Annotated in this window: 28 protein-coding genes and 1 pseudogene; 11 read left to right on the forward strand and 18 right to left on the reverse strand. The window is 67.0% G+C overall.

Features of this window, described 5'->3' with window-relative positions:
* Positions 1-10 precede the first annotated feature (10 nt).
* Together tet(V) and BVC93_RS18125 are read right to left on the reverse strand one after the other, a co-directional pair.
* On the reverse strand, positions 11-1,288 hold the full coding sequence (gene tet(V), locus BVC93_RS18120; RefSeq protein WP_083738687.1) for a tetracycline efflux MFS transporter Tet(V): 1,278 nt from the start codon (positions 1,286-1,288) through the stop codon (positions 11-13).
* Between the two features lie 53 nt (positions 1,289-1,341).
* The gene (locus BVC93_RS18125) at positions 1,342-2,142 is read right to left on the reverse strand and encodes an enoyl-CoA hydratase (protein ID WP_083741136.1); all 801 of its coding nucleotides are present in this window, start codon (positions 2,140-2,142) and stop codon (positions 1,342-1,344) included.
* 92 nt (positions 2,143-2,234) lie between these two features.
* Between BVC93_RS18125 and BVC93_RS18130 the strand changes: the two genes are divergently transcribed.
* The 3 genes and pseudogenes from BVC93_RS18130 (at position 2,235) to BVC93_RS18140 (ending at position 5,136) form a co-directional block, all read left to right on the forward strand.
* On the forward strand, positions 2,235-3,323 hold the full coding sequence (locus BVC93_RS18130) for a CaiB/BaiF CoA transferase family protein (RefSeq protein WP_083738688.1): 1,089 nt from the start codon (positions 2,235-2,237) through the stop codon (positions 3,321-3,323).
* A 72-nt stretch (positions 3,324-3,395) separates the two neighbouring features.
* Positions 3,396-4,147, forward strand: a pseudogene (locus tag BVC93_RS18135) (3-hydroxyacyl-CoA dehydrogenase).
* Positions 4,144-5,136: an NAD(P)H-dependent flavin oxidoreductase gene (locus BVC93_RS18140; protein ID WP_083738689.1), complete on the forward strand. Its 993-nt coding sequence runs from the start codon at positions 4,144-4,146 to the stop codon at positions 5,134-5,136. Before BVC93_RS18135 ends, BVC93_RS18140 begins: the two are co-directional and overlap by 4 nt.
* A gap of 82 nt (positions 5,137-5,218) precedes the next feature.
* Here the strand turns inward: BVC93_RS18140 and BVC93_RS34505 are convergent, their stop codons facing one another.
* Positions 5,219-5,344: a hypothetical protein gene (locus BVC93_RS34505; protein ID WP_257788980.1), complete on the reverse strand. Its 126-nt coding sequence runs from the start codon at positions 5,342-5,344 to the stop codon at positions 5,219-5,221.
* 132 nt (positions 5,345-5,476) lie between these two features.
* Positions 5,477-6,010, reverse strand: coding sequence for a DoxX family protein (locus tag BVC93_RS18145; RefSeq protein ID WP_083738690.1), 534 nt, complete (start codon positions 6,008-6,010; stop codon positions 5,477-5,479).
* 151 nt (positions 6,011-6,161) lie between these two features.
* On the opposite strand from BVC93_RS18145, the gene BVC93_RS18150 reads away from it, so the two are divergent.
* The 3 genes from BVC93_RS18150 to BVC93_RS18160 are packed head-to-tail and all read left to right on the forward strand — an operon-like array spanning position 6,162 to position 9,721.
* Positions 6,162-8,432, forward strand: a complete 2,271-nt coding sequence (locus tag BVC93_RS18150) for an MMPL family transporter (protein WP_083738691.1) — start codon at positions 6,162-6,164, stop codon at positions 8,430-8,432.
* On the forward strand, positions 8,433-9,113 hold the full coding sequence (locus BVC93_RS18155; protein ID WP_083738692.1) for a TetR/AcrR family transcriptional regulator: 681 nt from the start codon (positions 8,433-8,435) through the stop codon (positions 9,111-9,113).
* Positions 9,110-9,721 carry a class I SAM-dependent methyltransferase gene (locus BVC93_RS18160; RefSeq protein ID WP_083738693.1) on the forward strand — a complete coding sequence of 204 codons (612 nt, stop codon included), beginning with the start codon at positions 9,110-9,112 and terminating at the stop codon, positions 9,719-9,721. Before BVC93_RS18155 ends, BVC93_RS18160 begins: the two co-directional genes overlap by 4 nt.
* Here BVC93_RS18160 and BVC93_RS18165 read toward each other — a convergent pair.
* The gene (locus BVC93_RS18165) at positions 9,686-10,435 is read right to left on the reverse strand and encodes an NAD-dependent deacylase (RefSeq protein WP_083738694.1); all 750 of its coding nucleotides are present in this window, start codon (positions 10,433-10,435) and stop codon (positions 9,686-9,688) included. The two genes, BVC93_RS18160 and BVC93_RS18165, sit on opposite strands and share 36 nt — an antisense overlap.
* Before the next feature lie 37 nt (positions 10,436-10,472).
* On the opposite strand from BVC93_RS18165, the gene BVC93_RS18170 reads away from it, so the two are divergent.
* Positions 10,473-10,835 carry a GntR family transcriptional regulator gene (locus BVC93_RS18170; protein ID WP_083738695.1) on the forward strand — a complete coding sequence of 121 codons (363 nt, stop codon included), beginning with the start codon at positions 10,473-10,475 and terminating at the stop codon, positions 10,833-10,835.
* 15 nt (positions 10,836-10,850) lie between these two features.
* Here the strand turns inward: BVC93_RS18170 and BVC93_RS18175 are convergent, their stop codons facing one another.
* Together BVC93_RS18175 and BVC93_RS18180 are read right to left on the reverse strand one after the other, a co-directional pair.
* Positions 10,851-11,684, reverse strand: a complete 834-nt coding sequence (locus BVC93_RS18175; protein WP_083738696.1) for a class I SAM-dependent methyltransferase — start codon at positions 11,682-11,684, stop codon at positions 10,851-10,853.
* 130 nt (positions 11,685-11,814) lie between these two features.
* Positions 11,815-12,636 (reverse strand): class I SAM-dependent methyltransferase, encoded by an 822-nt coding sequence (locus BVC93_RS18180; protein WP_236950013.1) that lies wholly within the window; start codon positions 12,634-12,636, stop codon positions 11,815-11,817.
* 70 nt (positions 12,637-12,706) lie between these two features.
* Between BVC93_RS18180 and BVC93_RS18185 the strand changes: the two genes are divergently transcribed.
* Together BVC93_RS18185 and BVC93_RS33190 are read left to right on the forward strand one after the other, a co-directional pair.
* Positions 12,707-13,150 (forward strand): PPOX class F420-dependent oxidoreductase, encoded by a 444-nt coding sequence (locus BVC93_RS18185; protein ID WP_083738698.1) that lies wholly within the window; start codon positions 12,707-12,709, stop codon positions 13,148-13,150.
* A 74-nt stretch (positions 13,151-13,224) separates the two neighbouring features.
* On the forward strand, positions 13,225-13,395 hold the full coding sequence (locus BVC93_RS33190) for a DUF5302 domain-containing protein (RefSeq protein ID WP_157516979.1): 171 nt from the start codon (positions 13,225-13,227) through the stop codon (positions 13,393-13,395).
* Here BVC93_RS33190 and BVC93_RS18190 read toward each other — a convergent pair.
* The 5 genes from BVC93_RS18190 to BVC93_RS18210 form a co-directional block, all read right to left on the reverse strand.
* Entirely contained in the window at positions 13,331-14,644 is a 1,314-nt protein-coding gene (locus BVC93_RS18190) for an acyltransferase family protein (RefSeq protein WP_083738699.1), read from the reverse strand. The two genes, BVC93_RS33190 and BVC93_RS18190, sit on opposite strands and share 65 nt — an antisense overlap.
* A gap of 89 nt (positions 14,645-14,733) precedes the next feature.
* Positions 14,734-15,849, reverse strand: a complete 1,116-nt coding sequence (locus tag BVC93_RS18195; RefSeq protein ID WP_083741137.1) for an MFS transporter — start codon at positions 15,847-15,849, stop codon at positions 14,734-14,736.
* 185 nt (positions 15,850-16,034) lie between these two features.
* Positions 16,035-17,615, reverse strand: coding sequence for a solute symporter family protein (locus BVC93_RS18200; RefSeq protein WP_206780400.1), 1,581 nt, complete (start codon positions 17,613-17,615; stop codon positions 16,035-16,037).
* Between the two features lie 62 nt (positions 17,616-17,677).
* Positions 17,678-17,968, reverse strand: a complete 291-nt coding sequence (locus tag BVC93_RS18205; protein ID WP_236950459.1) for a DUF485 domain-containing protein — start codon at positions 17,966-17,968, stop codon at positions 17,678-17,680.
* 196 nt (positions 17,969-18,164) lie between these two features.
* Positions 18,165-18,662, reverse strand: a complete 498-nt coding sequence (locus BVC93_RS18210; protein WP_236950014.1) for a GNAT family N-acetyltransferase — start codon at positions 18,660-18,662, stop codon at positions 18,165-18,167.
* A 133-nt stretch (positions 18,663-18,795) separates the two neighbouring features.
* Here BVC93_RS18210 and BVC93_RS18215 point away from each other — a divergent pair, with 133 nt between their 5' ends.
* The gene (locus BVC93_RS18215; RefSeq protein WP_236950015.1) at positions 18,796-19,158 is read left to right on the forward strand and encodes a cupin domain-containing protein; all 363 of its coding nucleotides are present in this window, start codon (positions 18,796-18,798) and stop codon (positions 19,156-19,158) included.
* Positions 19,159-19,293: 135 nt separating this feature from the next.
* Here BVC93_RS18215 and BVC93_RS18220 read toward each other — a convergent pair whose 3' ends face one another.
* The 5 genes from BVC93_RS18220 to BVC93_RS18240 all read right to left on the reverse strand — a co-directional run bounded on the left by BVC93_RS18220 (position 19,294) and on the right by BVC93_RS18240 (position 23,693).
* The gene (locus BVC93_RS18220) at positions 19,294-21,003 is read right to left on the reverse strand and encodes a sodium/solute symporter (protein WP_442928962.1); all 1,710 of its coding nucleotides are present in this window, start codon (positions 21,001-21,003) and stop codon (positions 19,294-19,296) included.
* The gene (locus BVC93_RS18225; protein ID WP_083738704.1) at positions 21,000-21,380 is read right to left on the reverse strand and encodes a hypothetical protein; all 381 of its coding nucleotides are present in this window, start codon (positions 21,378-21,380) and stop codon (positions 21,000-21,002) included. The genes BVC93_RS18220 and BVC93_RS18225 overlap by 4 nt, the downstream gene beginning before the upstream one ends.
* Positions 21,373-22,137, reverse strand: coding sequence for a LytR/AlgR family response regulator transcription factor (locus tag BVC93_RS18230; RefSeq protein ID WP_083738705.1), 765 nt, complete (start codon positions 22,135-22,137; stop codon positions 21,373-21,375). Before BVC93_RS18230 ends, BVC93_RS18225 begins: the two co-directional genes overlap by 8 nt.
* 16 nt (positions 22,138-22,153) lie before the next feature.
* The gene (locus BVC93_RS18235; protein ID WP_083738706.1) at positions 22,154-23,335 is read right to left on the reverse strand and encodes a sensor histidine kinase; all 1,182 of its coding nucleotides are present in this window, start codon (positions 23,333-23,335) and stop codon (positions 22,154-22,156) included.
* A 61-nt stretch (positions 23,336-23,396) separates the two neighbouring features.
* Complete coding sequence (locus BVC93_RS18240) at positions 23,397-23,693, reverse strand: DUF732 domain-containing protein (RefSeq protein WP_083741139.1); 297 nt, start codon at positions 23,691-23,693, stop codon at positions 23,397-23,399.
* A gap of 142 nt (positions 23,694-23,835) precedes the next feature.
* On the opposite strand from BVC93_RS18240, the gene BVC93_RS18245 reads away from it, so the two are divergent.
* Positions 23,836-24,414, forward strand: a complete 579-nt coding sequence (locus BVC93_RS18245; protein WP_083738707.1) for an HhH-GPD-type base excision DNA repair protein — start codon at positions 23,836-23,838, stop codon at positions 24,412-24,414.
* Here BVC93_RS18245 and BVC93_RS18250 read toward each other — a convergent pair whose 3' ends face one another.
* Complete coding sequence (locus BVC93_RS18250) at positions 24,415-25,494, reverse strand: Rv1157c family protein (RefSeq protein ID WP_083741140.1); 1,080 nt, start codon at positions 25,492-25,494, stop codon at positions 24,415-24,417.
* Positions 25,495-25,580 lie beyond the last annotated feature (86 nt).

Consider the following 25,580-nt stretch of genomic DNA (forward strand, 5'->3'; position numbering starts at 1 on the left):
GACGGCAGAGTCAGTCCAGCGGGTGCGCGATCTCGTCGTGGCGCATCCCGGCCGTCCACCACGCGATGGACGCGACGATGACGGGAGCCACCCCGGCCACCAGGAAGATCAGTTCCATCGAGATCACCTTCGACAGCGGGCCCGCCAGCGCCATCGACACCGGCATGAACGCCAGCGACACGAAGAAGTCCAGGCTCGACACCCGGCCCAGCATCGCCGACGGAACCCGGCGCTGCAGCAGCGTGCCCCAGATGACCATGCCGATGCCGTCGGTCACGCCGACGACGAAGGTGGCCACCATCATCAGCGTGAACGAGTGCGTCCACCCCACGATCACCAGCGGTAACGAACCGACGCCCCACACCAGCATCGTCACCGTCAGATAGCGCCGCGGCAGCCGGCCCGAGGACACCCCGATGGCGCCGAGGGCGCTACCGACGCCGAAGGCCGCCAGCACGAACCCGTACATCTGCGCACCGTGTTCGAACCGTGCCTCGGTGATGAACGGCAGCAACACCTCGAGTGGGCCGATGACGAACAACACGAACATGCTGGCGAACAACAGCGTCGCCAACAGCCACGGCGTGGCGATCATGAACACGAACCCGTCGCGCAGATCTGCCAGCGGATGTGTCCTGACCGTAGGTGCGGACATCGGAACACCCCGGGTGAAGAACAACAATCCCAAGGCGACGGCCAACACCAGCGCGACGATGACCGCGCCCAAGGTGGGAAACGTCGCGCCGATCAGCAGACCCGCGGCTGCCGGGCCCACGGCCCGCTGCAGCACCGGCCGCATCACGCCTTCGACACCGTTGGCTGCCAGCAGCTGGTCTGCCGGCAGGATCCTGGGCAGGTAGGCGCTGTAGGCCGGGAAGAAGAACGCCGCCGCGGCACCGAGCAATGCCGCCGCGACGGCCATGTGCCACACCTGCAGCAGATCCATCAGACCCAGCACCGCCACCGAAGCGACTGCGATCAGATTGACCACCTGCACGGCAATGATGATGGTGCGCTGGGGAATTCGATCCGCAGCGATACCGCCGACGAGGACAAACGCCACCAGGGTTGCGCCCAGGCAGGCCGCCACGAACGACAGGGCGGCGGGGTCGGGATTCAACGCGATGACCTGTAGCGCCATCACCACCGCCCACATGCCTTCGGCCAGGATGGTCAGCGACACCGCTGCGATCAGCAGGCGGTACTCGCGGATTCGGAAGGGTGCGAGCACACGCCAACCAGTAGGTGCCTGCTGCACCTCCGGCAGATGGTCGGCCTCGATACCCATGCCTCGATGGTCCCCGACCGGCCACCAAGCCGTCCAACGATTTTCGGGCGGCCTCAGGTGTCGGTGAAGGTAGGGGTGCGGCGCTCCTGGAACGCCTTGACGCCTTCTCTGAAGTCGGACGCGTGCAGTAGCGCGATCTGCCCTTCGGTCTCGAGGCCCAGCGCCGGTTCGAGCTCGGTCAAAGTGGCGGCGTTGACGGCGCGCTTGGTCAAGGCCTGCGACACCACGGGGCCGACACCGAGCTGGGCGATCACTGCGGCCACCTCGGCGTCGAACTGGTCGGCCGGGTAGACGTTGCTCACCAGGCCCCAGGCCAGGGCGTCCGCGGCGGAGATCCGTTCGGCCAGCAGGGCCATCCGCATGGCGCGGGCCCGGCCGACCGAGGCGGCAACCAGAGCCGAAGCGCCGCCGTCGGGCATCAGTCCGATCTTGGTGAACGCCAACATGAAGAACGCCTTGTCGCTGGCCAGCACCAGGTCGCCGGCCAATGCCAGCGACACCCCGACACCGGCGGCAGGCCCCTGCACCACGGACACCACCGGTCGCGGCAGGTTCACGATCGATCGGATGGCCCGGTTGGCCAGGTACAGGACGTCGACGGGATCGCCACCGGACTCAATGCTGCCTGCGTCGTCGGCGCCGATGCCGGCCCCGGAACTGAAGCCGCGACCGGCGCCACCCAGCCGGGCGACCTTGACGCCGGGGTCGTCGGCGGCGGCCTCGAAGGTGTCTGCGATACCGGCGAGCACGGCTGCGTTCAGAGAGTTCAGGCTGTCGGGCCGGTTGATGGTCACCGACAGCACGCCATCGGTGAGATCGACGAGCAACCCGTCGACAGCGGAAGTCGTGGTCATGATCACACTGTAAAGGCGGCCCCACCTATCGGTTGGTTGGGAGCTGTTGACAAGATGCAGGGACAGGACAGTCACACGAAGGGCGGAACACCGTGGCCGGACCATTACAAGGACTCCGAGTCGTCGAACTGGCCGGGATCGGGCCTGGCCCCCACGCCGCGATGATTCTCGGCGACCTGGGTGCAGACGTCGTTCGAGTGGACCGGCCCGGCAAAAAGAGCAGCGCCACCAGCCCGGACGCCACACTGCGCAACCGCCGCTCGGTGACTGCCGACCTGAAGTCCGACGAGGGCCGCGAGCTGCTGCTGAAACTGATCGCCAAGGCCGACGTGCTGATCGAGGGCTTCCGCCCCGGGGTCACCGAACGCCTGGGTCTGGGCCCGGAGGATTGCGCCCAGGTCAACGAGCGGCTGGTGTATGCGCGGATGACGGGCTGGGGTCAGACCGGTCCGCGGGCGCTGCAGGCCGGCCACGACATCAACTACATCTCGCTCAACGGCGTGCTGCATGCCATCGGCCGGGCCGAGGAGCGGCCGGTGCCGCCGCTGAACCTGGTCGGCGACTTCGGTGGTGGCTCGATGTTTCTGCTGCTGGGCATCCTCTCGGCGCTGTGGGAGCGCCAGACCTCGGGCAAGGGCCAGGTGGTGGACGCGGCCATGGTCGACGGGTCCAGCGTGCTCGCCCAGATGATGTGGGCGTTTCGCGCTTCCGGAATGTGGTCCGATGTGCGCGGCACCAACATGCTCGACACCGGTGCCCCGTACTACGACACCTACGAGACCTCCGATGGCCGTTATGTCGCCGTCGGTGCCATCGAGCCGCAGTTCTATGCGGCCATGCTCTCGGGACTGGAACTCGACCCGGCCGAGCTGCCCGAGCAGAACGACATCACCCGCTGGCCGGAGCTCAAGGCGATCTTCACCGACACCTTCCTGCGGCACGATCGCGACCATTGGGCGAAGGTGTTCGCCGGCACCGATGCGTGTGTGACTCCGGTGTTGTCGTTCGCCGAGGTGCTCGACGAACCCCACATCGCCGAACGCGACACCTTCTACGACGCCGGGCCCAGCGGGCTGCAGCCTGCGCCGGCGCCGCGGTTCTCTCGCAGCGTGCCCGAGGTCCCCACTCCGCCACGTGTGCCGGGGGAGGACAACGACGCGGTGCTCAGGGACTGGACGTAACCCCGCCCACCAGCTAGAAAAGATTCAACCAACCAGTAGGTCGGCAGAGCCGATCGGGAAGGAACATCGCCAGTGGAGATCAAGGATTCGGTAGCAGTCATCACCGGAGGCGCATCCGGCCTCGGCCTGGCCACCGCCAAGCGCCTGCTGGACCGTGGCGCATCGGTTGTGGTCATCGATCTCAAGGGGAAGAGGCGGTGGCCGAACTGGGCCCCCGCGCTCGCTTTGCCCAGGCCGATGTCACAGACCCGGAGTCGGTCAGCGCCGCACTCGACATCGCTGAAGGACTTGGTCCGCTGCGCATCAACGTCAACTGTGCAGGCATCGGCAACGCCATCAAGACCCTCGGCAAGGATGGGCCGTTTCCCCTGGATGCCTTCCGCAAGGTGGTCGAAGTCAACCTGATCGGCACCTTCAACGTGCTGCGCCTGGCGGCCGAGCGGATCGCCAAGACGGAGCCCATCGGGGAGGAGCGCGGCGTCATCGTCAACACCGCCTCGGTCGCCGCGTTCGACGGTCAGATCGGCCAGGCCGCCTACTCGGCGTCCAAGGGAGGCGTGGTCGGGCTGACCCTGCCGGTCGCCCGTGATCTGGCCCGAAACCTGATCCGGGTGGTCACCATCGCCCCGGGCCTGTTCAAGACCCCGCTGCTGGGCTCGCTGCCCGAAGAGGCCCAGGCCTCACTCGGCAAGCAGGTGCCGCACCCGGCCCGCCTGGGTGATCCCGACGAGTACGGCGCTCTGGCCACCCACATCGTGGAGAACCCGATGCTCAACGGCGAGGTGATCCGCCTGGACGGCGCCATCCGAATGGCTCCTCGATGAGCTTGAAGACCAAGTTCACCGAGGCGTTCGGTGTCGAGCACCCCATCGCCCAGGGTGGTATGCAGTGGGTGGGACGCGCGGAACTGGTTGCCGCCGTTGCCAATGCGGGCGCGCTGGGTTTCCTCACTGCGCTGACACAGCCCACGCCGGCAGATCTGGCCAAGGAAATCCAGAAAACCCGCGAGCTCACCGACAAGCCGTTCGGTGTCAACCTGACGATCCTGCCCGCGATCAATCCGCCGCCCTATGACGAGTACCGCCAGGTGATCGTCGACGAGGGCATCAAGATCGTCGAGACGGCGGGCTCCAACCCGGCGCCGCATCTGCCGATGTTCCACGACAACGGCATCAAGGTGTTGCACAAATGCACCTCGGTTCGACATGCGGTGAAAGCGCAGAGTCTGGGTGTCGACGGCATCAGCATCGACGGGTTCGAGTGCGCGGGGCACCCGGGCGAGGACGACGTGCCCGGCCTGGTGCTGATCCCGGCGGCGGCCAAGCAGATCGAGATCCCGATGATCGCCTCCGGCGGGTTCGCCGACGCCCGCGGCTTGGTGGCCGCGCTGGCGCTGGGCGCCGACGGCATCAACATGGGTTCGCGGTTCATGTGCACCGTGGAGTCGTGCATCCACCAGAACGTCAAGGAAGCCATCGTCGCCGGTGACGAGCGTGGCACCGAGCTGATCTTCCGCTCGCTGCACAACACCGCTCGTGTCGCTTCCAACGAGGTGTCGCGTGAGGTGGTGGACATCCTCGCCAAGGGCGGTCAGTTCGAGGACGTCAAGGATCTGGTGGCCGGAGTGCGCGGGCGCAAGGTGTTCGACGATGGGGACATCGACGCCGGAATCTGGACTGTCGGCACGGCCATGGGGCTGATCAACGACATCCCGACCGTGGCCGAGCTGGTGTCACGCATCGTGTCCGAGTCCGAGGACCTGATCACCGGCCGGCTGGGCGGGATGGTCGCCGGCGACAAGGTGGCTGTCTAGATCGTCAGGCAAACCCATACAAGTCGGGCGCGCTCTCGCTTCCGTGAGGAAGCCAGGGCGCGCCCGCTGGGTTGTCGGAGTTCTAGCTGGCGAGCGGATGCCACTCTTCGAGCTGCTCCGAGGTATCGCCTTCCACCAGGAAATCGCCGTGGTAGAGGGCGTCGAAGTCAATCTTGATGACATCTGCGTTGGTGTCGTCGATCCACATGACACTGACTCTATGAGTCACTATTAAGAGGACTTTGAGTCACGATTCTGAAAATGGTGGCAATTATTACTCCGGAGTAGCCTGACTCGGGAGTCAGATCCGAAACGTGACGTGCGTCACCCGTTTGTCGGGCTATGCGGTGGGCTTCGTGAGGTGTAGCGGGTTGCCGCCGTTGAGCAGCCACCACGTCGCGACAGCGGCCCCGATCGCCAGGATCAGCAACGCCACCGGGATCACCGTCGGCCACTGCGCCCGCAACCAGAGCAGCTGATCCAAGGAGAACCGGCCGGCGCCGGTGAACAGCACCGCGATGGCGGCGATGGCAAGCAGGAACGGAACATTGAACGGGTTGGCCCAGAATGCGTCGCCGGCCACGTTGGCCGCCCAGGCGCACAGCATCGCGGCCGTCACGCCGCAGGCCGCCAGCGGTGTCAGGATGCCCAGTACCAGGGCGAGACCGCCGAGCAACTCCGTGGCTGTCACCATGATCGCGGCCACCATGGCGGGGCTCCAGCCGCCCTGGCTCATGTAGTCGGCGACGGTTCCGAAGTCGACGGCTTTGAGTGCGCCGGCCTGGATGACCGCCGCGCCTGCGCCCACTCTGAGGACCAGGACGCCGAAATCGCTGGTCGCCGGGTTGGTGCGGATCTCGATGTCATCCTCCATGCGGCATAACACTATTGGCGGCGCGGTTTCTTTGTCACGCTGAGTGAGGCGCACGGTAGACGCCCGAATCAGGTGAGCCTCAGCTATATTTTCGCCGTTAACTTATCGCTGATAAGTTCGGTGCCAGTTGAGGTGCCGGGAAGGAACCCACGTGCTGCACCGCATTGCCCTGATGGCGATCGCCGCTCCCAAGCGGATTCTCGCCGTCGCTGCCTTGCTGATGATCGGGGCCGCGGTCTTCGGTGTCCCCGTCACCAAAAGCCTGTCGGCGGGCGGATTCCAGGACCCCACCTCGGAGTCGGCACGCGCGACGCAACTGCTCACCGACAAGTTCGGCGTCGGTGACATGCAGCTGATCCTCACCATCGGCGGACCTGGTGGTGTGGACGATCCTGCTGCCCGCACCGTTGGCGAGGAGATCGTCAAGGTCATCGAGGACTCGCCGCACGCCGCCGACGTGGTGTCGGCGTGGACGTCGCCGTCCTCGGTGGCCAAGGACCTGGTGAACGAAGACAAGTCCGCCGGACTGGTGGTCGCGGGTCTGTTCGGCGGCGAGAACGACGCCCAGAAGTACGCCGAGGCGTTGATGGACACCATCAACGCGGACGTCCTTCCCGAGCACCCCGACGTCGTCGTCACCGTCGGTGGGTCGGCCATCGTGTACTCACAGATCAACACCCAGACCGAGCACGACCTGCTGATGATGGAATCCATCGCGATGCCGTTGAGCTTCCTGGTGCTGGTGTGGGTCTTCGGCGGCCTGTTGACCGCAGCACTGCCCATGGCCGTCGGTGCGCTCGCGATCGTCGGATCCATGGCCGTACTGCGCGGCATCACCTTCTTCACCGACGTCTCGATCTTCGCGCTCAACCTGTCGATCGCGATGGGCCTGGCGTTGGCCATCGACTACACCCTGCTGATCATCAGCCGATACCGCGACGAACTGGCCGACGGCGTCGAACCGCACCAGGCGCTGATCCGGACCATGGGCACAGCCGGCCGCACCGTGCTGTTCTCTGCGGTGACCGTCGCGTTGTCGATGGCGGCCATGGTGCTGTTCCCGATGTACTTCCTCAAGTCGTTCGCCTACGCCGGAATCGCGACGGTGGCGTTCGCCGCGTTCGCCGCGATCGTCGTCACCCCGGCGGCCATCGTGCTGATGGGCGAGCGGATCAACGCCCTGGACGTGCGGCGGCTGTTGCGCAGGGTGTTCCGTCGTCCCGAGCCAGTGGCCAAACCCATCACCGAGCAGTTCTGGTACCGCTCCACCAAGGCCGTGATGAAGCGGGCCTGGCTCGTCGGCGTGGGCGGGGTGGCGCTCCTGCTGCTGCTCGGCGTCCCGTTCCTCGGCGTCAAATGGGGCATGCCCGATGATCGGGTGCTGCCGGCGTCGGCCTCGGCCCATCAGGTGGGAGATCAGCTGCGCGACGACTTCGCCATCAATTCCGACACCGCGGTCACCATCGTGTTGCCCGACGTCGCGGGGCTCGCCCCGCCGGACCTGGAGGGCTACGCCGCCGAGCTGTCCAAGGTCGGCGACGTGACAGGCGTGACGGTGCCGACGGGCACGTTCGTGGCGGGGGAGAAGGTGGGTCCTCCCGCGGCGGCCACAGGTTTCGCCGACGGCAGCGCTTTCCTCACGGTGAGTAGTTCAGCGCCGCTGTTCTCCGATGCCTCGGGTGATCAACTGGACCGTCTGCACCAGGTGGCCACCCCCGACAACCGGGTGGCGGAGTTCGCCGGGATCGCCCAGGCCAACTCCGACAGCGTCGACGCCATCATGGAGCGGCTGCCGGTGGTTCTCGGCGTCATCGCGGCGATCACGTTCGCACTGCTGTTCCTGCTCACCGGCAGTGTGGTGCTGCCGCTGAAAGCTCTTGTGCTGAACGTTCTTTCGTTGACGGCAGCGTTTGGTGCGCTGGTGTGGATCTTCCAGGAGGGGCACTTCAACGCCCTGGGCACCACATCGACGGGCACGCTGGTGGCCAACATGCCGGTGTTGCTGTTCTGCATCGCGTTCGGTTTGGCCATGGACTACGAGGTGTTCCTCATCTCGCGTATCCGCGAGTACTGGCTGGAAAGCGGCCAGACGCATGCTGATGTCGACGAGAGCGTGGCACTGGGGCTGGCCCGTACCGCACGCGTGATCACCGCCGCCGCCCTGGTCATGTCGATCTCGTTCGCGGCGCTGATCGCCGCCGAGGTGTCGTTCATGCGGATGTTCGGGTTGGGGCTCACGTTGGCGGTGCTGGTGGACGCCACCCTGGTGCGAATGATGTTGGTGCCGGCGTTCATGCATGTGCTGGGCAGGTGGAATTGGTGGGCGCCCAAACCGTTGGCGAAACTGCACGACAAGATCGGGATCAGTGAATCGGGTCCACCGGACAAGGCGGCGGTCACGCCGGAGCCGGACAATGGCTAGATGAGTGTCGGTCCGCTGAGCAGACGGCGCCGCGCCCCGCGCGGGTCCGGAGAATTGCTGCGCGACGAGATCCTCGACGCCGCCACCGAACTGCTGTTGACGGCGGGCCACGCACGCGACGTGTCCATGCGCGAGGTCGCCAGGCGCGCCGGCGTGACGTCACCGTCGATCTATCTGCACTTCGCCGACAAGGACACGCTGCTGGACGCGGTGTGTGCCCGTTACTTCGAGAAGTTCGACCAGGAGATGCAGCGCGCTGCCGCCGAGCAGACCAGCACGCTGGAGATCCTGCGCGCTCAAGGCCTGGCCTATGTCCGGCTGGCGACCCAGACCCCGGAGCTGTACCGCATCGCCACCATGGGTGAGGGCCGACCGGGCAGCTCGGTCGACGAAACCCTGGTCATTGCGGCCTTCGGGCACATCCGCGACTCGGTGCAGCAGCTGATGGACGAGGGCATCTACGCCCAGGAAGATCCCACGGTGGCGGCACTGGAGCTGTGGACGGCCGCCCACGGCGTGGTCGCGCTGCTGATCGCGAAGCCGTATCTACCCTTCGGTGATGTCGACGCGTTCGCTGACCGGGTGTTCGGTGCCGTCTGTGCGGGACGAATCGTCGCGGGCATCGTCGGCCCCGATTCGACGCCCACACAGACGGTGAACTGGTTGTTCGGGCGCTCATGAATCATCCCTTCTTCGCGTGGCTGTGGACCATGCTGTCGGCGCACGAGCCCAAAGAGACCACCGCGCTGCGGCGCGAGAACCTCGCCGGGTTGAGCGGCCGGGTACTCGAGGTGGGCGCGGGCACCGGCACCAACTTCGCGCTGTACCCGCCGACCGTCGCAGAAGTGGTGGCCATCGAGCCCGAGCCACGACTGGCGGCGGTGGCCAGGACCGCTCCGGCATCGGTGCCGGTACAGGTGCGTGAGCTGACCATCGAGGGGTGGGCGGATCCCGAACCGTTCGACGCGGTGGTGTGCTCTCTGGTGCTGTGCTCCGTCGATTCGCCCGAAGACGTTCTACAGCAGTTGTTTTCGTTGCTCCGCCCAGGCGGGGAGCTGCGCTACTTCGAGCATGTCGCCGTCGACGGTGCCCGGGGCGTTCTGCAGCGTGTCGCCGACGCGACGGTGTGGCCGCGGCTGCTCGGCAACTGCCACACCCACCGGCACACCGAGGCGGTCATCCGCGGCGTGGGTTTCGCCGTACAGAGCTCCCGGCGCGAATCCGCTCTGCCGGCCTGGGTGCCCTTGCCGGTGTCAGATTTCGCCCTGGGACGAGCGCGCCGCCCGTAACAGCCCGGGTAGGCGGTGCAACAGCGTGGGCAGCGCAGTGCTCGCGCTTTCCCGGATGGTGACCGTGGCACTGCTCGACAGCGGCGTCTCCTCGGGGTTGACCTCCACCACCACTGCGCCGCGGGCCAGAGCGTACTCGGGCAACCCGGCCGCGGGATAGACCACCGCGGAAGTGCCGACCACCACCACGATGTCGGCGCCGGCGGCAGCCTCGACGGCGGCGTTCCAGGGTCCGTCGGGCAGGCCCTCGCCGAACCAGACGATGTTCGGGCGGATACGCCCACCGCAGCCGCACGTGGGCGGCGTCAGCTCCAACACCGGTTCCGGCACGTCCTGCAGGGGGCCGGTGTAACTGGCATTGCAGCTGTCGCAACGGAATTCGAACAGATTGCCATGCAGGTGGTGCACCGGCAGGCTGCCGGCCCGCTCATGCAGATTGTCGACGTTCTGGGTCACCACGGTGACGTTCTCCACCCCGGCGAGGTGCTGCCACTGCGCCACCGCCCGGTGACCGTCGTTCGGTTCGACCTGTTTGACCAGGTGGTGGCGCCACAGGTACCACGCCCAGACCCGCTCGGGATGCTCCTCCCAGCCCTGGGTGGAGGACAGTTCGTACGGGTCGAACTTGGCCCACAGGCCGTTCTTGTCATCGCGGAACGTCGGGACCCCGCTCTCGGCGGAGATGCCCGCGCCGCTGAGCACTGTAATGCGCACCCAACCAAAATAGCTGGCCTGTTGGATACTGGTTTTTGTGGAGTTGGGGGAATGGCTGCGCGTTGATCAACGGGCGGCAAAACCGTTGTTCGACCAATTGCGAACACAGATGATCGAAGGGATCCGAGACGGCCGACTGCCGCCCGGTACCAGGCTGCCCACGGTGCGCGAACTCGCCGGGCAACTCGGGCTGGCGGTCAACACGGTCGCCCGGGCCTACCGGGAGCTGGAGACCGCGGGCATTGTCGAAACACGAGGCCGCTTCGGCAGTTTCGTGGCTCGGGCAGATCCGGCCGATGCGGCCATGGCGGCGGCTGCACACACCTACGTGCAGACGGCCCGCACGCTGGGCCTCGACAAGTCGGCGGCCTTGAGGTACCTGGACCTCGCGTTCGAGTAGACCGGCAGCCCGGAACTAGCCGAATTCCAGCAGCGTGAACGACGGACGGATCCGGTCGAAGGCGCGATTGTTGAAGATCGTTGTGATCACAGCGTTCATCACCAGACCGCGCCCCTTCGGCGTCGGCATGTCGTGCACCGCGGTGATCCCAGGGATGGAACTCTGCAATTCGGCCAACTGCCCGACAGTTCTGGCGAAGGGCATCGCCGGCATGGCATAACGCCGCGAGGGCCGCAGCCGTCCCTTGCTTGCCAGACCGGCGAACCACGGTGGCGCCAGGTCGAACGCCATCCGGCCGCCGGGAAACCGTCGGGCACATTCGGTGATCAACCCCAGTGCCTCGTCGGGCTGCAGGTACATCAGCAGGCCCTCGGCGGTGATGAACACACCCTCGCTGGGGTCCACGGCGTCCATCCAGCTGAAGTCCAGTGCGGACTGCGCCAAGGTGGTGATTCGCGGCGACGTCGGCAGGAGGCGTTCGCGGATCTCCACGACGGGCGGAAAATCGACTGTCAGCCAACGGAATCGAGCGTCGGGCAGGGCAGCGTCCAGACGCCAGAAGCTGGTCTGCAGACCCTCGGCCAGTGCCACCACGGTGGCACCGGGATGGCTGTTCAGGTAGTCCAGGGTGGCTTGGTCGAATGCTTTGGCCCGGATGGCCATGTCCTGGCGGTTGGTCTGTCCGAACTTGGCGAAGTCGAAGTCGATGGCGTCCACCAGCCGCACCGCGACGGGATCGTCGATCAGCGCGTCGGGTCGGCGCGCTTCGCCCGCGCGGACGGCCAGCGTGAGCAGGGCGGTCTCGGAGACGCCGGTCAGTTCGGCCTTGTGCCTGGTGGTCTCGTCCATCACCGTCGAGCCTACCCACGTGCCCGGAATGCACAGCCGGTCACTGTGTGGCGGAAAATCCGGTCGGATCCCGCCCGCAGTGACTGGCGGTCAGTTCTGGCGGGGGCGACGGGCCACCTCGGCGACCGGCTCAGCCGAACTCCAGCGCCGTCATGCTCGGCCGGTTGCGCCGGAACAGGCCCACCCTGTCCAGCGGCGGCCAGGCGAACACCGCGAATTCGCCGCGACCCGAGGGGTAGGGCACGTCACGGGCCGAGCGGACCCCGGAAACGGACTCCGCCAGCGCGAGCGCCTCGTCGGCGGTGATGGCGAACGGCATCGGCGGAGCCTGGTAGCGGTCGGAGAGCGCAAAACCCTTCAGCGTCTTGCGGCTGAACCAGTGCGGGATCGAATCGAACACCAACGTGCCGCCGGGAAACCGCTGCGCGCAGGCACTGATGAGGGTGTGCACGTCGGCCGGGTCCAGATACATCAGCAGCCCTTCGGCGGTGATCAACACCCCGTCGGCCGGATCGATGCGGTCCATCCAGCTGTGGTCAAGCGCAGACTGCGCCAGCGCCACGATGCGTTTGTCCTCGGGCAGCAGCCGGGCACGCAGGTCCATCACCGGCGGCAGATCCACCGAGTACCAGGTGACCTCGTCGAGCAACGCGTCGTCGTCCAGGCGCCAGAAGCTGGTCTGCAGCCCCTCGGCGAGTGCCACCACCGAGGCTTTCGGGTGCTCGAGCAGGTAGTCGGTGGCCACGGCGTCGAACGCCACCGCTCGCAGTCCGTGTGACTGGTTGGCCTTGCCGAACTTGAGATAGTCGTAGGCGATGGTGTCGTAGAGGGTGACCGCCCACGGATCGCGCAGGACGCCGTCGGGGCGTTTGGCCTCGCTGGCCCGATTGTGCAGAGTCCACAGTGTGGTCGCTGAGACCCCGCCCAGAGTGTTGCCGTCGATGACTGTCACCGGGCCGATGCTAGAGGCGGGCCTGCCGGATCGGGGTGCTACGGCAGCGCCGCTGAGTAGGCTTCCCGGTATGGCCCGACAGGTGTTCGACGACAAGCTGCTCGCCCTGATCAGCGGCAACTCGCTGGGGGTGCTGGCGACCATCAAACGTGACGGGCGACCGCAGCTGTCCAACGTGTCGTACTTCTTCGATGCCAGGGCAGTGGCGCTACAGGTGTCTGTCACCGAACCGCGGGCCAAGACCCGCAATCTGCGCCGTGATCCCCGGGCATCCATTCTGGTGAGTTCCGACGACGGATGGTCCTACGCCGTCGCCGAAGGGGACGCCGAGTTGACCCCGCCCGCCGCCGATCCACACGACGACACCGTGGAAGCGTTGGTCGCGCTGTACCGCAACATCGCCGGCGAGCATCCCGACTGGGACGAGTACCGCGAGGCCATGGTCACCGACCGGCGCGTGGTTCTGACGCTGCCGATCGCCCACCTGTACGGCATGCCGCCCGGAATGCGCTGACCGGTGTTGGGCTGGTTGTAGCCCTTCCCCGGCTCGTGCTTCGCCGCCTCGGCGACCGGTCTAGGCTGACGGTCATGGCCGACGAGACTCCCGAAGACGACAACAAGCGCAAATTCCGGGAGGCGCTCGAGCGCAAGAAGGCGAAGACGGCCTCGCGCACCGAGCACCGCGACGGCGGCGCTAAGCAGTCCAAGCAGCACGGTCCGGTCGAGAACCGCCGTGAGTTCCGTCGTAAGAGCGGCTGAGAACCCGCGCTGAGGCCAAGGCGGTCAGCATCACCGCCACGCAGTACAGGCCGTCGCCCTTCAGGCCCCACTTCACCGACACCAGCAGCGCCGCACCTGCCAAACACAGCAGCAGGCCCGTTGACGCACTGTTGCGCGTCGACACCGGCGCGTCCCAGAACGGCAGCGGATTGTTCTCCAGCGGCCGTAGCGCCAAGAACGCACCTGCCACCAGGGCGGCCATGACGATCAGGGCAATGACACTGAGCAGCAACAGATTCGGCTGACCCGGGTAGCGGTAGAGGCCGGACAGGTTGAAGCCGAGGTGCATCAGCAGCAGTGCGGGCATGTGCCACAGGTACAGCGTCATGGCACCGGAATTCCCTATGGCGACGCACCACCAGACGCGTGGTCGTTGCGCCCACCGGTTGATGGCCGGTGCGGCGGCAATCGCGAACGCGCACAACATCGTTGCGTGGCCGGCCATCAACAGCGACGGCGGTGCCATGTTGGTCAGGCGCTGGCCCTCGATGCCCACCAGGCTCAATTCGTAGGGCCCGAGAACCAGCGCTATGTTGACGGCCAGCACCGCCATGCCGAGTTTCGCCGCGCCCCGGCCGTCGACCAGCCCGCGACGGTAGGCCACCCCGAACATCCCGGGGATCAGCCAGGCCGTCATGTTCAGATAGCCCAGCACTGCCAGACCCGGCATGTGTAGCCGCACCGCGTCGACCGTCATCACCAGCAGGTAGACCAGCGTGACCGCGGCGGCCAGCCGCCAGGTGCTGGTGATCCGGTACAGCATGGGCATGGCTGCCAGCATCAGCACGTAGGCCCCGAGGAACCAGAGCAGTTGGATCGAGATCCCGGCAATCGGTTCGTAGACGTGTACCGGCAGCAGATGCACCAGCACCGCCAACGTCACCGCCCAGAACGCCAGGTAGGCGAACACGGGTCGGAACAGCCGCTGGCAGCGCCGCATCAGCCAGGCGCCCCACGGGGTGCCCGGTTGCCAGGAGTTCACGGTGGCCGCGGCGCCGGCGAAGAAGAACAGCGGCATGATCTGGAAAATCCAGGTCAGCGCCTGCAAACTCGTCGACGTCGTGAGCAGGTTGCCCCACAGGAACACGTCGTCGCGGATCATGCTGGTGGCCATCACCGTGTGGCCCACCACCACGGTGACAAGTGCGCCGATGCGCAGGACGTCGATGGCACGGTCGCGATCCGATGGTGTCTGCGCGGCGACCTCGACAGGCGTCGGGAATGTCATGTCACAAACCTAGAGGCGCCGGCCTAGGTAAAAACCCGTGATTTCGGCGTGATTCCAACCGCTGACCGGCTGGAATCACGCCGAAATCGCTACTGAGCCCGACGTTCCAGGCGCAGGATCGCGGCCAGACAGATGACGGCCAGTACACCGACGATGACGGCGAACACCTCGCCCGCGGTCTGCAGACCCCACTTCTGGGCGGCGGCGCCCATCCCGATCACCGGGACCGACAGCGCGACGTAGGCCACCAGGAAGTACGACGAGCTGACCTCGGCGCGGCGATCGGCGGGCGTGCGCTCGGAGATGGCCGCCAGCCCTCGCCCGAAGCTCAGCCCCTGGCCCGCACCGCCCATCACCGCGGCGGCCATCAAGCCGGCCAGCGACGTGTAGTGCAACGCGATGTTCAGCATCACCATGGCCACCACCAGCATGGCGCTGCCGACGGCCACCGCCCGCGCGGGCGGCACCCTCACCGCGAACGGTTGAGTGGCTGCCGCGGTCAGCACCATCAGCCCGGCCACCGCGCCACCGACGGCGTGGTTGCTGATGCCCATCAATTCGGCCACGAAAGTCGGTGAGACGGAAGCGAACATCGCGTTCACCGCAAAGCCTGCGAACGCGGCCGTCGCCGCCACCACGAACACCGCGCGCGTCTGCGGCGGCACCGACAGTCGCTGAATACCGAGTTGGCCGGAGCGCTCGGACGTCTCTGGCGCCAGCCACACCGCAGCAGCTGCGACGGCCACCAGCGCCAGGTGAATGGCGAAGCTCAGGTGCAGCGGGGCCGGTGCGTACTGGACCAACAGCCCCGCGACCAACGGACCCAGCCCCAGACCGCCGAGGTTGGCCACGGTGGCTACCGCCGCGGCCCGCGACTTCCAGTGCTGCGGGGCGGCTTCGATGATGGCGGCGGTGGCGGTCCCGGTGAAGATGCCCGCCGACAATCCGGAGAGCACCCGGCCGACCAGTAGCACCGGCACCGAGTCGGCCACCAGGAACACCACCGAACTGGCGGCCGCGAACCCGATACCCACCAACAGCACCGGTCGTCGCCCGATCACGTCCGACCAGCGTCCGAACAGCAGCAGCGCGGCAAGCACCGCGCCGGCGTATGTCGCGAAGATGACCGTCGTGGTCAGCACCGAAAACTGCATCCGGTCGCTGTACAGCTCGTACATCGGGGTGGGCAGCGTGGCACCCAGCATCACCGCTGTCAGCGCGTAGGTCAGCAGGGCAAAACCAAAGCGTCGGCGGATGACGGTCTTCTCTTCCTGAAGGGTGGCCACGGTGCGGTGCAACGCGCCAGCGCGGGTCGTGCTTCCCGGGCACAGTACCTACACAGCAAAACGGCGGCGGACCGGGGAGGGTCCGCCGCCGTAATGTCAGTGGCTCAGTGCGCTACCGCCTTCTCCGCGCCCACACCGGTCAGCGACCGCACCTCCATCTCGGCGTTGACCGCGGGATCGCCGCTGTCCTTCGACGTCAACGTCCCGATGATGCCGAGGGCGAAGGCCAGCGGAATCGAGACGATGCCCGGATTGGCCAGCGGGAACCAGGCGAAGTCCGCGCCGGGGATCATCGAGGTCTTCGCGCCCGACACCGCCGGGGAGAAGACGATGAGGACCAGCGTGGAGATCAGGCCGCCGTACATGCTCCACAGCGCGCCGCGGGTGTTGAACCGCTTCCAGTACAGCGAGTAGACGATGGTCGGAAGGTTGGCCGCGGCGGCGATGGCGAAGGCCAGCGCCACCAGGAAGGCGACGTTCTGGCCGTTGGCCAGGATGCCGAGGCCGATGGCCAGGATGCCCAGCACCACCGCGGTGATGCGGGAGACCTTGACCTGCTCGTCCTCGGTCACCTTGTGGGACTTGAGGACCGAGGCGTAGATGTCGTGGGCGAACGACGCCGACGCGGTGATGGTCAGGCCCGCGACCACCGCCAGAATGGTGGCGAAGGCGACTGCCGAGATGACGCCGAGCAGGACCACACCGCCCAGTTCGAGGGCCAACAACGGGGCCGCGGAGTTGACGCCGCCTGCCGCACCGAGAATTCGGTCCGGGCCGACCAGTGCGGCGGCACCGTACCCGAGCACCAGGGTGAACAGGTAGAACGCGCCGATCAAGGCGATGGCCCACACCACGGAGCGACGGGCTTCCTTGGCGGTGGGCACCGTGTAGAAGCGCATCAATACGTGCGGCAGACCAGCGGTGCCGAGCACCAGTGCCAACGCCAGTGAGATGAAGTTGATCTGGCTGGTCAGTGATCCGCCGTACTGGGCGCCGGGCGCCAGGACGTCGCGACTGGCCACACCTTCGGTGGTGGCCCCGGAGATGGCGGCCTGCGCGGAGGTGAGGATCTCGGAGAAGTTCAGTCCGAACTTGGCCAGCACCATGATCGTCATGAAGCCGGCGCCCGCGATCAACAGCACTGCCTTGATGATCTGCACCCAGGTGGTGCCCTTCATGCCACCGACCAGGACGTACACGATCATCAGGATGCCGACGACGGCGATGACGATGGATTGGCCGCCGCGGCTGTTGATGTTCATCAGCAGGGCTACCAGACCGCCCGCGCCTGCCATCTGAGCCAGCAGGTAGAACAGCGACACCGTGAGCGTCGAGGTGGCTGCGGCCACCCGCACCGGACGTTGCTTGAGCCGGAAGCTCAGCACGTCGGCCATGGTGAATTTGCCTGTGTTGCGCAGCAATTCAGCGACCAGCAGCAGGGCCACCAGCCAGGCCACCAGGAAGCCGATCGAGTACAGGAAGCCGTCGTAGCCGTACACGGCAATGGCGCCCGCGATGCCGAGGAAGCTGGCTGCCGACAGATAGTCGCCGGCGATCGCGATGCCGTTCTGGGGACCCGAGAACGCGCGGCCGCCGGTGAAGAACTCGTCGGCGGTGGCGTTTTTCTTGCTGGCCCGGATCACCACCACCATCGTCACGACCACGAAGAGGCCGAAGATGGCCATGTTGGCGACGGGGTTGCCCACCGCCTCGGTTGCTGCCAGATAAGTAGTCGATGTTTCGAGGTTCACAGCATCGGCCCTTCCAGCTCCTCGCGGATGGCTGCCGCACGCGGATCCAGCTCGCGGTTGGCAAAGCGCACGTACAGACCGGTGATGAGGAACGTCGTGAGGAACTGTCCGAGACCGATGAGCAGCCCGATGTTGACGTCGCCGAACACCTTGGTGGCCATGAAGTCATGGGCGAAGGCGCCCAGCAGGACGTACAGGCCGTACCAGATGAGAAAGAACGCCGTCATCGGGAAGACGAACCGGCGCAATCTGGTGCGCAGCTCCTGGAATTCGGGGCTCGCCTGCATGGCGATGAATTCTTGGCCGGTGGGGGCCGGCCTGCTTTCAGTGGTGGGCACCGCGGATGCTCCTGACTGTTCGAGTGTGAACCGCATGTTGTCGTGAGCGTATTGAGACTCACATCACAATCGAAGGGTTTCCCCTGGTGAACCAGCCGAAGCAGGTGCTCGGTGCGGTGAGCGGTCAGTCGGCGACGACGAGCGGTCACGGCGCGTCGAGCAGGTCCTTCTCGAACGGATGTGCGCCGACCCCCAGGCTCGGCGACTGGTCGTTCGGCGGACGGTAACCGGCCGACAGGTACAGGGCCACCGCCTCGGGTTGGCGTGGCCCGGTGGTCAGATAGATCCGCCGGTACCCGCGTTCTCGGGCGACGCGCTCCAACTCGGCCACCACGAGTTTGCCGTACCCGCGCTGACGGTGTGTGGCCGCCGTCCAGATGCGCTTGAGCTCCGCCGTCGTTTCGTCGTAGCGGCGAAAGGCGCCGCCGGCCACCGCGATTCCGTCCAGCATCGCCAGGATCAGGGTGCCGCCGGGTGGTGCGAACTCTTCGGCCGGATAGGCCCGCATGTCCCGGTACTCCTGGGGCAAACCGGCGCCGTACCGAGAGGTGTACTCGACGGTCAGTTCGTCGAGCAGCGGTGCCGCGCGGGGATCGTCCTGGGCGACCTCGATGAACTTCCACGCGGTGGGAGATTCGTGCACGGTCGACGGTACAACGGGACCGGTTGGGGTGACGACCACCCGTGGTCGCGGGGGCTGGATCCGCTGCATGGCGTATCGGTTGATGCCCGCGGAAGGGAGGCGCGCAGCCCTCCCGTGGGCGGGCAGTGTGAGGATGAGACCTCTGGCCGAGCTTCAGGAGTTGATGATGCCCAAACCCGAACTCGAGTTCCACACACCGTCGGCCGAGTGGTCCACCGGCGGAACCCCGGGAATCTGGGACCGCCGGCTCTCCTACGATCCCGACACCGGGGATGCCACCGGACTGCAGCGCTACGAGCCGGGCGCCGCGTCAGCGCCAGCGGTGATCACCCACGACTACTGGGAGGAAGTGATCCTGCTCGACGGCGACCTGTACGACATCACCGCCGCGAGAACGTTCACCGCAGGGATGTACGCATGCAGGCCGCCCGGTATGCCGCACGGGCCCTACCGCAGTGAAACGGGTTGCCTGATGTTCGTCACCACGAGGTACTGAAGAAGAGCAGCTCGGCATGTGCATGCGCGCGCTACCGGTGCGTTCGAGATGCGTTGGGCCCCGGCCGGCAGATCGTCGCGCAGCCGACCGCCTTCGCCGCGCGGGTTGCGCTGACTCGCCGGCATCCGTCGCACTCTAGTGCGGGTCGCGGGGTAACCGCTCCACGCCCATGCCGAGCCGCTCGGGCACGTGCATGCGTGCGAAGATGCGGGCCACATCGGGCGGTGCGGTGGATGCCGTGAGCCGGCTGACCACGATCATCGTGAGGAAGGCCAGCGGCACCGTGATAGCCGCCGGATATCCGATCAGTGCGGCGGTCCATCCGGTGTCGCCGATAGCGCCGGTGACGGAGACAGTGGTGGCGGCTCCGGAGAGCACCCCACCTACAAGCAAGCCGCTGACGGCACCGGTGCTGGTGAGGCCACGCCACCAGATGCCAAGCACCAGCAGCGGGCACAGGGTCGAGGCCGCCACGGCAAACGCCAGGCCGACGCTGCGGGACAGCTCGAGCGACGATGCGGCCAGCGCCAACGGGATTGGCTCCAGTCCACCCACCGCGGCGGCCAGTCGGAAGTCGCGGATGCGACCACGCAGTACGTCGGTGGACAGGGCGCCGGCGATGCTGACCAACAGCCCCGACGACGTGGCCAGGAAGGCCGCGATAGCACCCGCGGCCACCAAGGCCGCCAGACCCGCGCCGATCACGCCGCCGATCGCAGCGTCGGGCAGCAGCAGCACCGCGGCGTCGGCGGTGCCGGTGACGAGCAGTTGCGGAACATAGAGCCGGGCGAAAACGCCCAGCAGCGTAGGGAACAGATAGAACAGTGCCAGCAGCGCGATCACCGCCAGCGCGGTGCGGCGCGCGGCTCGTCCGTCGGGGTTGGTGTAGAAGCGCACCAGCACGTGCGGCAGGCCCATGGTGCCGAGGAACGTGGCCACGATGATCGAAAGCACCTGATAGAGAGGATGATCCCCACCGAGGCCACCGCCGGAGGAGATCCACTCGGACCCGGTGGTGGGCGCACCGGCGACCACCGGGGTGGCGGCCCCGGCAGCGAGTGTCATGGTGGACCCCTCGGTCAGCGTGTAGCGGCCCGGCGTCGACAGCGCGTTGCCGTCCACCGCGACCCCAGCCGGTTCGTCGACCTGCACCACCACGTCGGTGCCGACGGTGACGGTGGTCTGCTGTGCCACCGTCGGTGGCACGGGCGGGCCGAGTTCCGGGCGGTCGGACAGGAACAGTGCGAGCAGGGCCAGGGCGGGCACGGCGATCGCGGTCAATTTGAGCCAGTACTGGAAGGCCTGCACGAAGGTGATGGAACGCATACCGCCACCCACCACGTTGGCGATCACGATAGCGCCCACGGCCACCGGACCGATCCAGACCGGCAGCCCCAAAAGGATGTTCAGCGTCAGTCCGGCACCCTGGTACTGCGGAACCAGGTAGAACACACAGATGACCACCACCACCAGCATTGCCACGGTGCGCAATCGGCGTGAGCCCAGCCGGAATTCGGCGAAGTCGGGCACGGTGTAGGCGCCGGAACGACGCAGGGGAGCGGCCACGAACAGCAGCAACCCCAGGTAGCCTGCGGTGAAGCCGATGGGGTACCAGAGGGCATCGGCCCCGTACTTGGCCACCAGGCCGGCGACCCCGAGAAATGATGCGGCCGAGAGGTATTCACCGGAGATGGCCGCGGCGTTCCAGCGGGAACCGACGGTGCGCGACGCCACCAGGAAGTCCGAAGTGGTGCGCGAGAGCCTGCCGCCGTACGCGCCGACCAGCACCGTGGCCAGCGCGGCGGCCACCAGCGCGAAGGCGGTCAGTGGCGTCAGCGCGTTCACGGATCCTCTGGTCCTTCGTCGACGATGCCGATGAAATCGCGCTCACTCTGCTCGGCCAGCCGGACATACAGCCAGCCGACGCCGTAGAACACCGGGTACAGCAGGACGCCGAGGATCAGCCAGTTGAGCTTGATGCCGAACACCGTCAGCTGCTCGAAGGCGGGGAACGCGTTGCCCAACAACGGGATCGCCACGATGATGGTGATCACCACCAGAGCCAGCCGCAGCGCGAGTCCGAGTTGGGCCCGCACCAGCCCGCGCACCAGGGCATCGCCGATCTCGGTCTGCTCCTGCACCTCGACGCGGGTGCGAACCATGCGTGCGCCGCGCCGATGCGCGAGTACCACCCTCTGTCGCGCCGGCCGTGGACTAGTCATCGCGGTAGTTGCGCATCGGACCACGGACCAGACGGTCGCGCAGTTCGCGGGTCTGGCGACGACTGACCGGCAGTTCTACGGCGGGCGACTCGCCGTTGGCGCCGACGCGGACCAAGACACCGCCATCGGTGGTGCGCAGCCCGGTGACCAGGTGAAGCGACACCAGGTAGGACCTGTGCACCCGCTGGAATCCTCGGTTGCGCCAACGGGTTTCAAGAGTCGACAGCGGTATGCGCACCAGATGGGATCCCGATGACGAATGCAGCCGCGCGTAGTCGCCCTCGGCCTCCACCCAGCCGATGCTGTCGCGGCGCACCAGTTTGGTGATGCCACCGAGTTCCACCGGAACCACCTCGTCGGTATCGTCAACCGAGGCCTGCTCGCCTGCGCGGGTTGCCAGTACGCGCCGCACCGCCTCGTCGAGGCGCTGGGTGCGCAGGGGTTTGAGCAGGTAGTCGGTGGCACCGACTTCGAAAGCCGCCAACGCCTTGTCATCGTGTGCGGTCACGAACACCACCGCAGGGGGGTGAGAGAAGTTGGCCAATACCGCAGCCAGTTCCAGCCCGGACAGTCCCGGCATGTTGATGTCGAGGAACAGCGCGTCCAGCGGGCGTTCGGACAGTTCGCGCAATGCGGCGTTGGCGTCGCCCACACCGAAGACCTTGCCGACACAGGGGTGCTGACCCAGCAGATAGGTCAATTCGTCGAGTGCGGGCGCTTCGTCGTCGACGGCGAGGACGTCGAGTAACCGGGTCACTGGTGGTCCCTCCGCATCACACGTGCACCCCGGCGGCGAACTTCGGCACCCGCATGATCACCTTGGTGCCTGCTCCCAGCGCGGTCTCGACCACCAGACCGTAGTCGTTGCCGAATGCCGCGCGCAGCCGATGGTCGACATTGGTCAAGCCCACGTGCGCGCTGTGGTCGCCGCTGGCGTCGGGGCCCAGGGCATCGGCATGGGCAGAGCGAAGCGCGTCGGGATCCATGCCCACTCCGTCGTCTTCGACGGTGATGACGGTGTCCGTACCCTCGTCGGTGGCGATCAAGGTGATGGTGCCGCCGCGTTGGCCGGCCAGGCCGTGTCGAACGGCGTTCTCCACCAACGGTTGTAGAGCCAGGAAGGGGACGACGACATTGAGCACCTCGGGAGCCACCTGCAACCTGACATCCAGTGCGGCGCCGAAGCGGGCCCGCTCCAGCGTCAGGTAGCGGTCGATGTTGCGCAGTTCGTCGGCCAGCACGGTGTAGGGCCCGGCGGCGCGGAAGGAATAGCGGGTGAAGTCGGCGAAGTCGAGAATCAGCTCGCGGGCCCGGTCGGGATCGGTGCGCACGAACGAGGCGATGGTGTTGAGCGCGTTGTAGACGAAGTGCGGGCTGATCTGTGCGCGCAGCGCCAGCACCTCGGCACGGTCCAATCGGGCGCGAGAAGCGTCGAGTTCGGCGAGCTCGAGTTGACTGGCTGCGTAGCGGGCCACCTCGCCGACGGCGCCCAGCATGCCCGGCCCCGGTGCCGCAGCGGTCACCACCACCAGTACCCCGATGGTGCCGCCGTCTTCCGGGGACAGTGGCTGGGCGATGAGAGCGGGCAGGTCGGCACCGTCGAGCACCCGGCGTTGCCCCGACAGCGAGGCGTGGGCGGCCCGGTCGCAGCGGTGGTCGAGTGTCGGCGACCAGATGTCCCCGGCCTGGGCCAGTTTGTTGCCGTCGCTGTCGTAGAGAGCCACGGCGTCGGCGGCGGTGAGGTCACGCAGGTAGGGCACCGCGGTTGCAGCGGATTCGGCATCGAGTCCTTTGCGTAGCGCCCGTGCCGCGAGCGACGCGGTGTGCAAGGCGGCGTGCACCGCACGTTCGGTCGGGGTGGTGACGACGCGACGTGTCCGCACCACCAGCACGGCGGCGAACAGTGCGGCGAGCAGCAGCACTGCCGCCAGAACCACCGCGAACTCGCCTGACATGGGACGACATTATCGCGGGAGATCTGGAATGAATGTCATGCGCGACGCACGTTTGGTTCAGCTACTGGATGGGGCACGCGTAGGTTCGGGCCACTTCCATCACCCTGTCCTGCGCTCCGGGGCCGATGACGCCTTGTGCTGCCATCTCCAAACCGATGTACCCGGGTATGCCGCCGATACAGGCTTGGTGGGCAACTCGCCAGGCCGTGTCTGGGTTCAAGTTGTAGCCATTGCGTTGCAGGCCTTGCATGTATTCGTCAAATGCCGGGGTGCCCTGGTCGGGAATCGCTTGAGCCGTGCCGGCCAACGCAAGGGCGGTGGCAACCGCCGCGACAAGAGATGCAACCACCCGTCTCATGTTCGTCTCCTCATGGGGTGTGACCACCGGTAACGGCCTTCAGATTCGCACAGTTCACCGAGCCGGACACCCGAACCGTCATACCTGTTCACCGGTGGCCGTGATCGGCGATTCAGGATTGGCGTCGTCATAGACTGACGACATGCCGAACCTGCAGTTGGTGCAAGAACCCGCCGCCGATGCGCTGCTCACCGAGAACCCGATGGCACTGTTGGTCGGGATGCTGCTGGATCAGCAGTTCCCCATGGAGGCGGCGTTCGCCGGCCCGAAGAAGATCGCCGACCGTATCGGCGACGTCGACGCCGCGTTGATCGCCGGCTACGACCCCGACAAGTTCGTTGCGCTGTGCTCGGAAACCCCTGCCATCCACCGGTTCCCGGGGTCCATGGCCAAACGGGTGCAGGCGCTGGCACAGCAGGTGGTCGACGAGTACGGCGGTGACGCCGCGGCTATCTGGACCGACGGCAATCCCGACGGCCGTGAGGTGCTGCAACGGATCAAACGGCTGCCCGGATTCGGCGACCAGAAGGCGCGGATCTTCTTGGCGCTGTTGGGAAAGCAGTACGGGTTCACCGGAGCGGGTTGGCGTGAAGCAGCCGGCGATTACGGCCCGGACGGTACCTTCAAGTCCGTTGCCGATGTCCGGGACCAGGAGTCGCTGGACAAGGTGCGCAGTTACAAGAAGGCCGCCAAGGCTGCTGCGAAGGACAAGGCCAAGTAGTTACGGAACGACCGTCGACCCGATGGTCGGCATGAATTGGCACTGCTTCTCGGTGGTGGTCACCTGGCCGAAGATCGTCGAGATGATGCTGCCCGAACCGGTGTCGACGATGGCGGTGAGCGTGGTGGGGCCGTCGGCGTTGATGTCCGAGCGCGGCTTGAGGGTGGCGCTGCCCGACTTGCCGGTGGACAGGTTCACCCAGGTCACGTTCAGCGGCAGCTTCTGGACTTCCGCGGGGCCGGAGGTGCCCACCGCGGTGAACACGTAGGCGGTCTGTCCCGCTCCGGGACCCGGGGTCGGGATGGTGGCCGGGCCGGCGACGGAAAGCGCTGTGGCGATGGAGTTTCCACCATCGGCCAGGCAGCCGTTGCCGATCGACGGGTACATGAAGTCCTGCGTCGGAGGGGCGTCGGCGCCGAACGCAGCCGGGGCGGGACTCTCCGGGCCCGGCGGGAGTGCGGACGGGGCCTGCAACTGCGGCAGGGCCGGAGCCACTCCGGCCGCTTCGACGGCGGGTGCGGCCTCGGGGGCGGCGCCGGGCAGGTGTGAGACGGGCGCGGTGGGGACCTCGGGTGTGGACAGCGCGGGCGGCTGCACAGGTCCCACCGAGTTGGCCGGGTCGACGCCGGGGGGCAGGTGTGCTTCGAAGCCCGGGACCACCCCGGCCGGCGGCAGGTGCTGGACGTCGCCGCCTGCCGTCGGGACCGGAGTGGGTAGTACCGCGCCGCTGGGCAGCGGGATGCCGCCCGGCAGCGAGGTCGGGAGAAGCGAAGACGACCCCGGATTCGACACGAACTGGCTGACCGCGGCCGCCAGGTTCTGCGAATCCGCCGACGCGGCCGAGTTGCCCGCGAACGCCGAAGCCGCCGCCATCAGCATGGACGCCGCATTGTTGGGATCTGCGGCGGCCTGCTGAACGGCGGGACTCAGGGATTGGACGGCGGTCAGTCCCGGCGCCTGGAGACCGTCGATCGGTGCGGGCGCCGGCGGCGCGGGCTCAGCGGTGGCGATACCGCTGAACAGCAGCGCGGCCGACGATCCGACCGCAACGGCGGTGGTGGCGAACAGCGTCCGTGACATGACAGGGAGTTCCAATCCGTCGTGTGAGTTGGTTGGGTCAGGGCAGGCCGGCGACGGGGAACAGGTTCCCCAGGCCGGCGGCGGGG

The organism is Mycobacterium sp. MS1601 (assembly GCF_001984215.1).
GTDB lineage: Bacteria > Actinomycetota > Actinomycetes > Mycobacteriales > Mycobacteriaceae > Mycobacterium.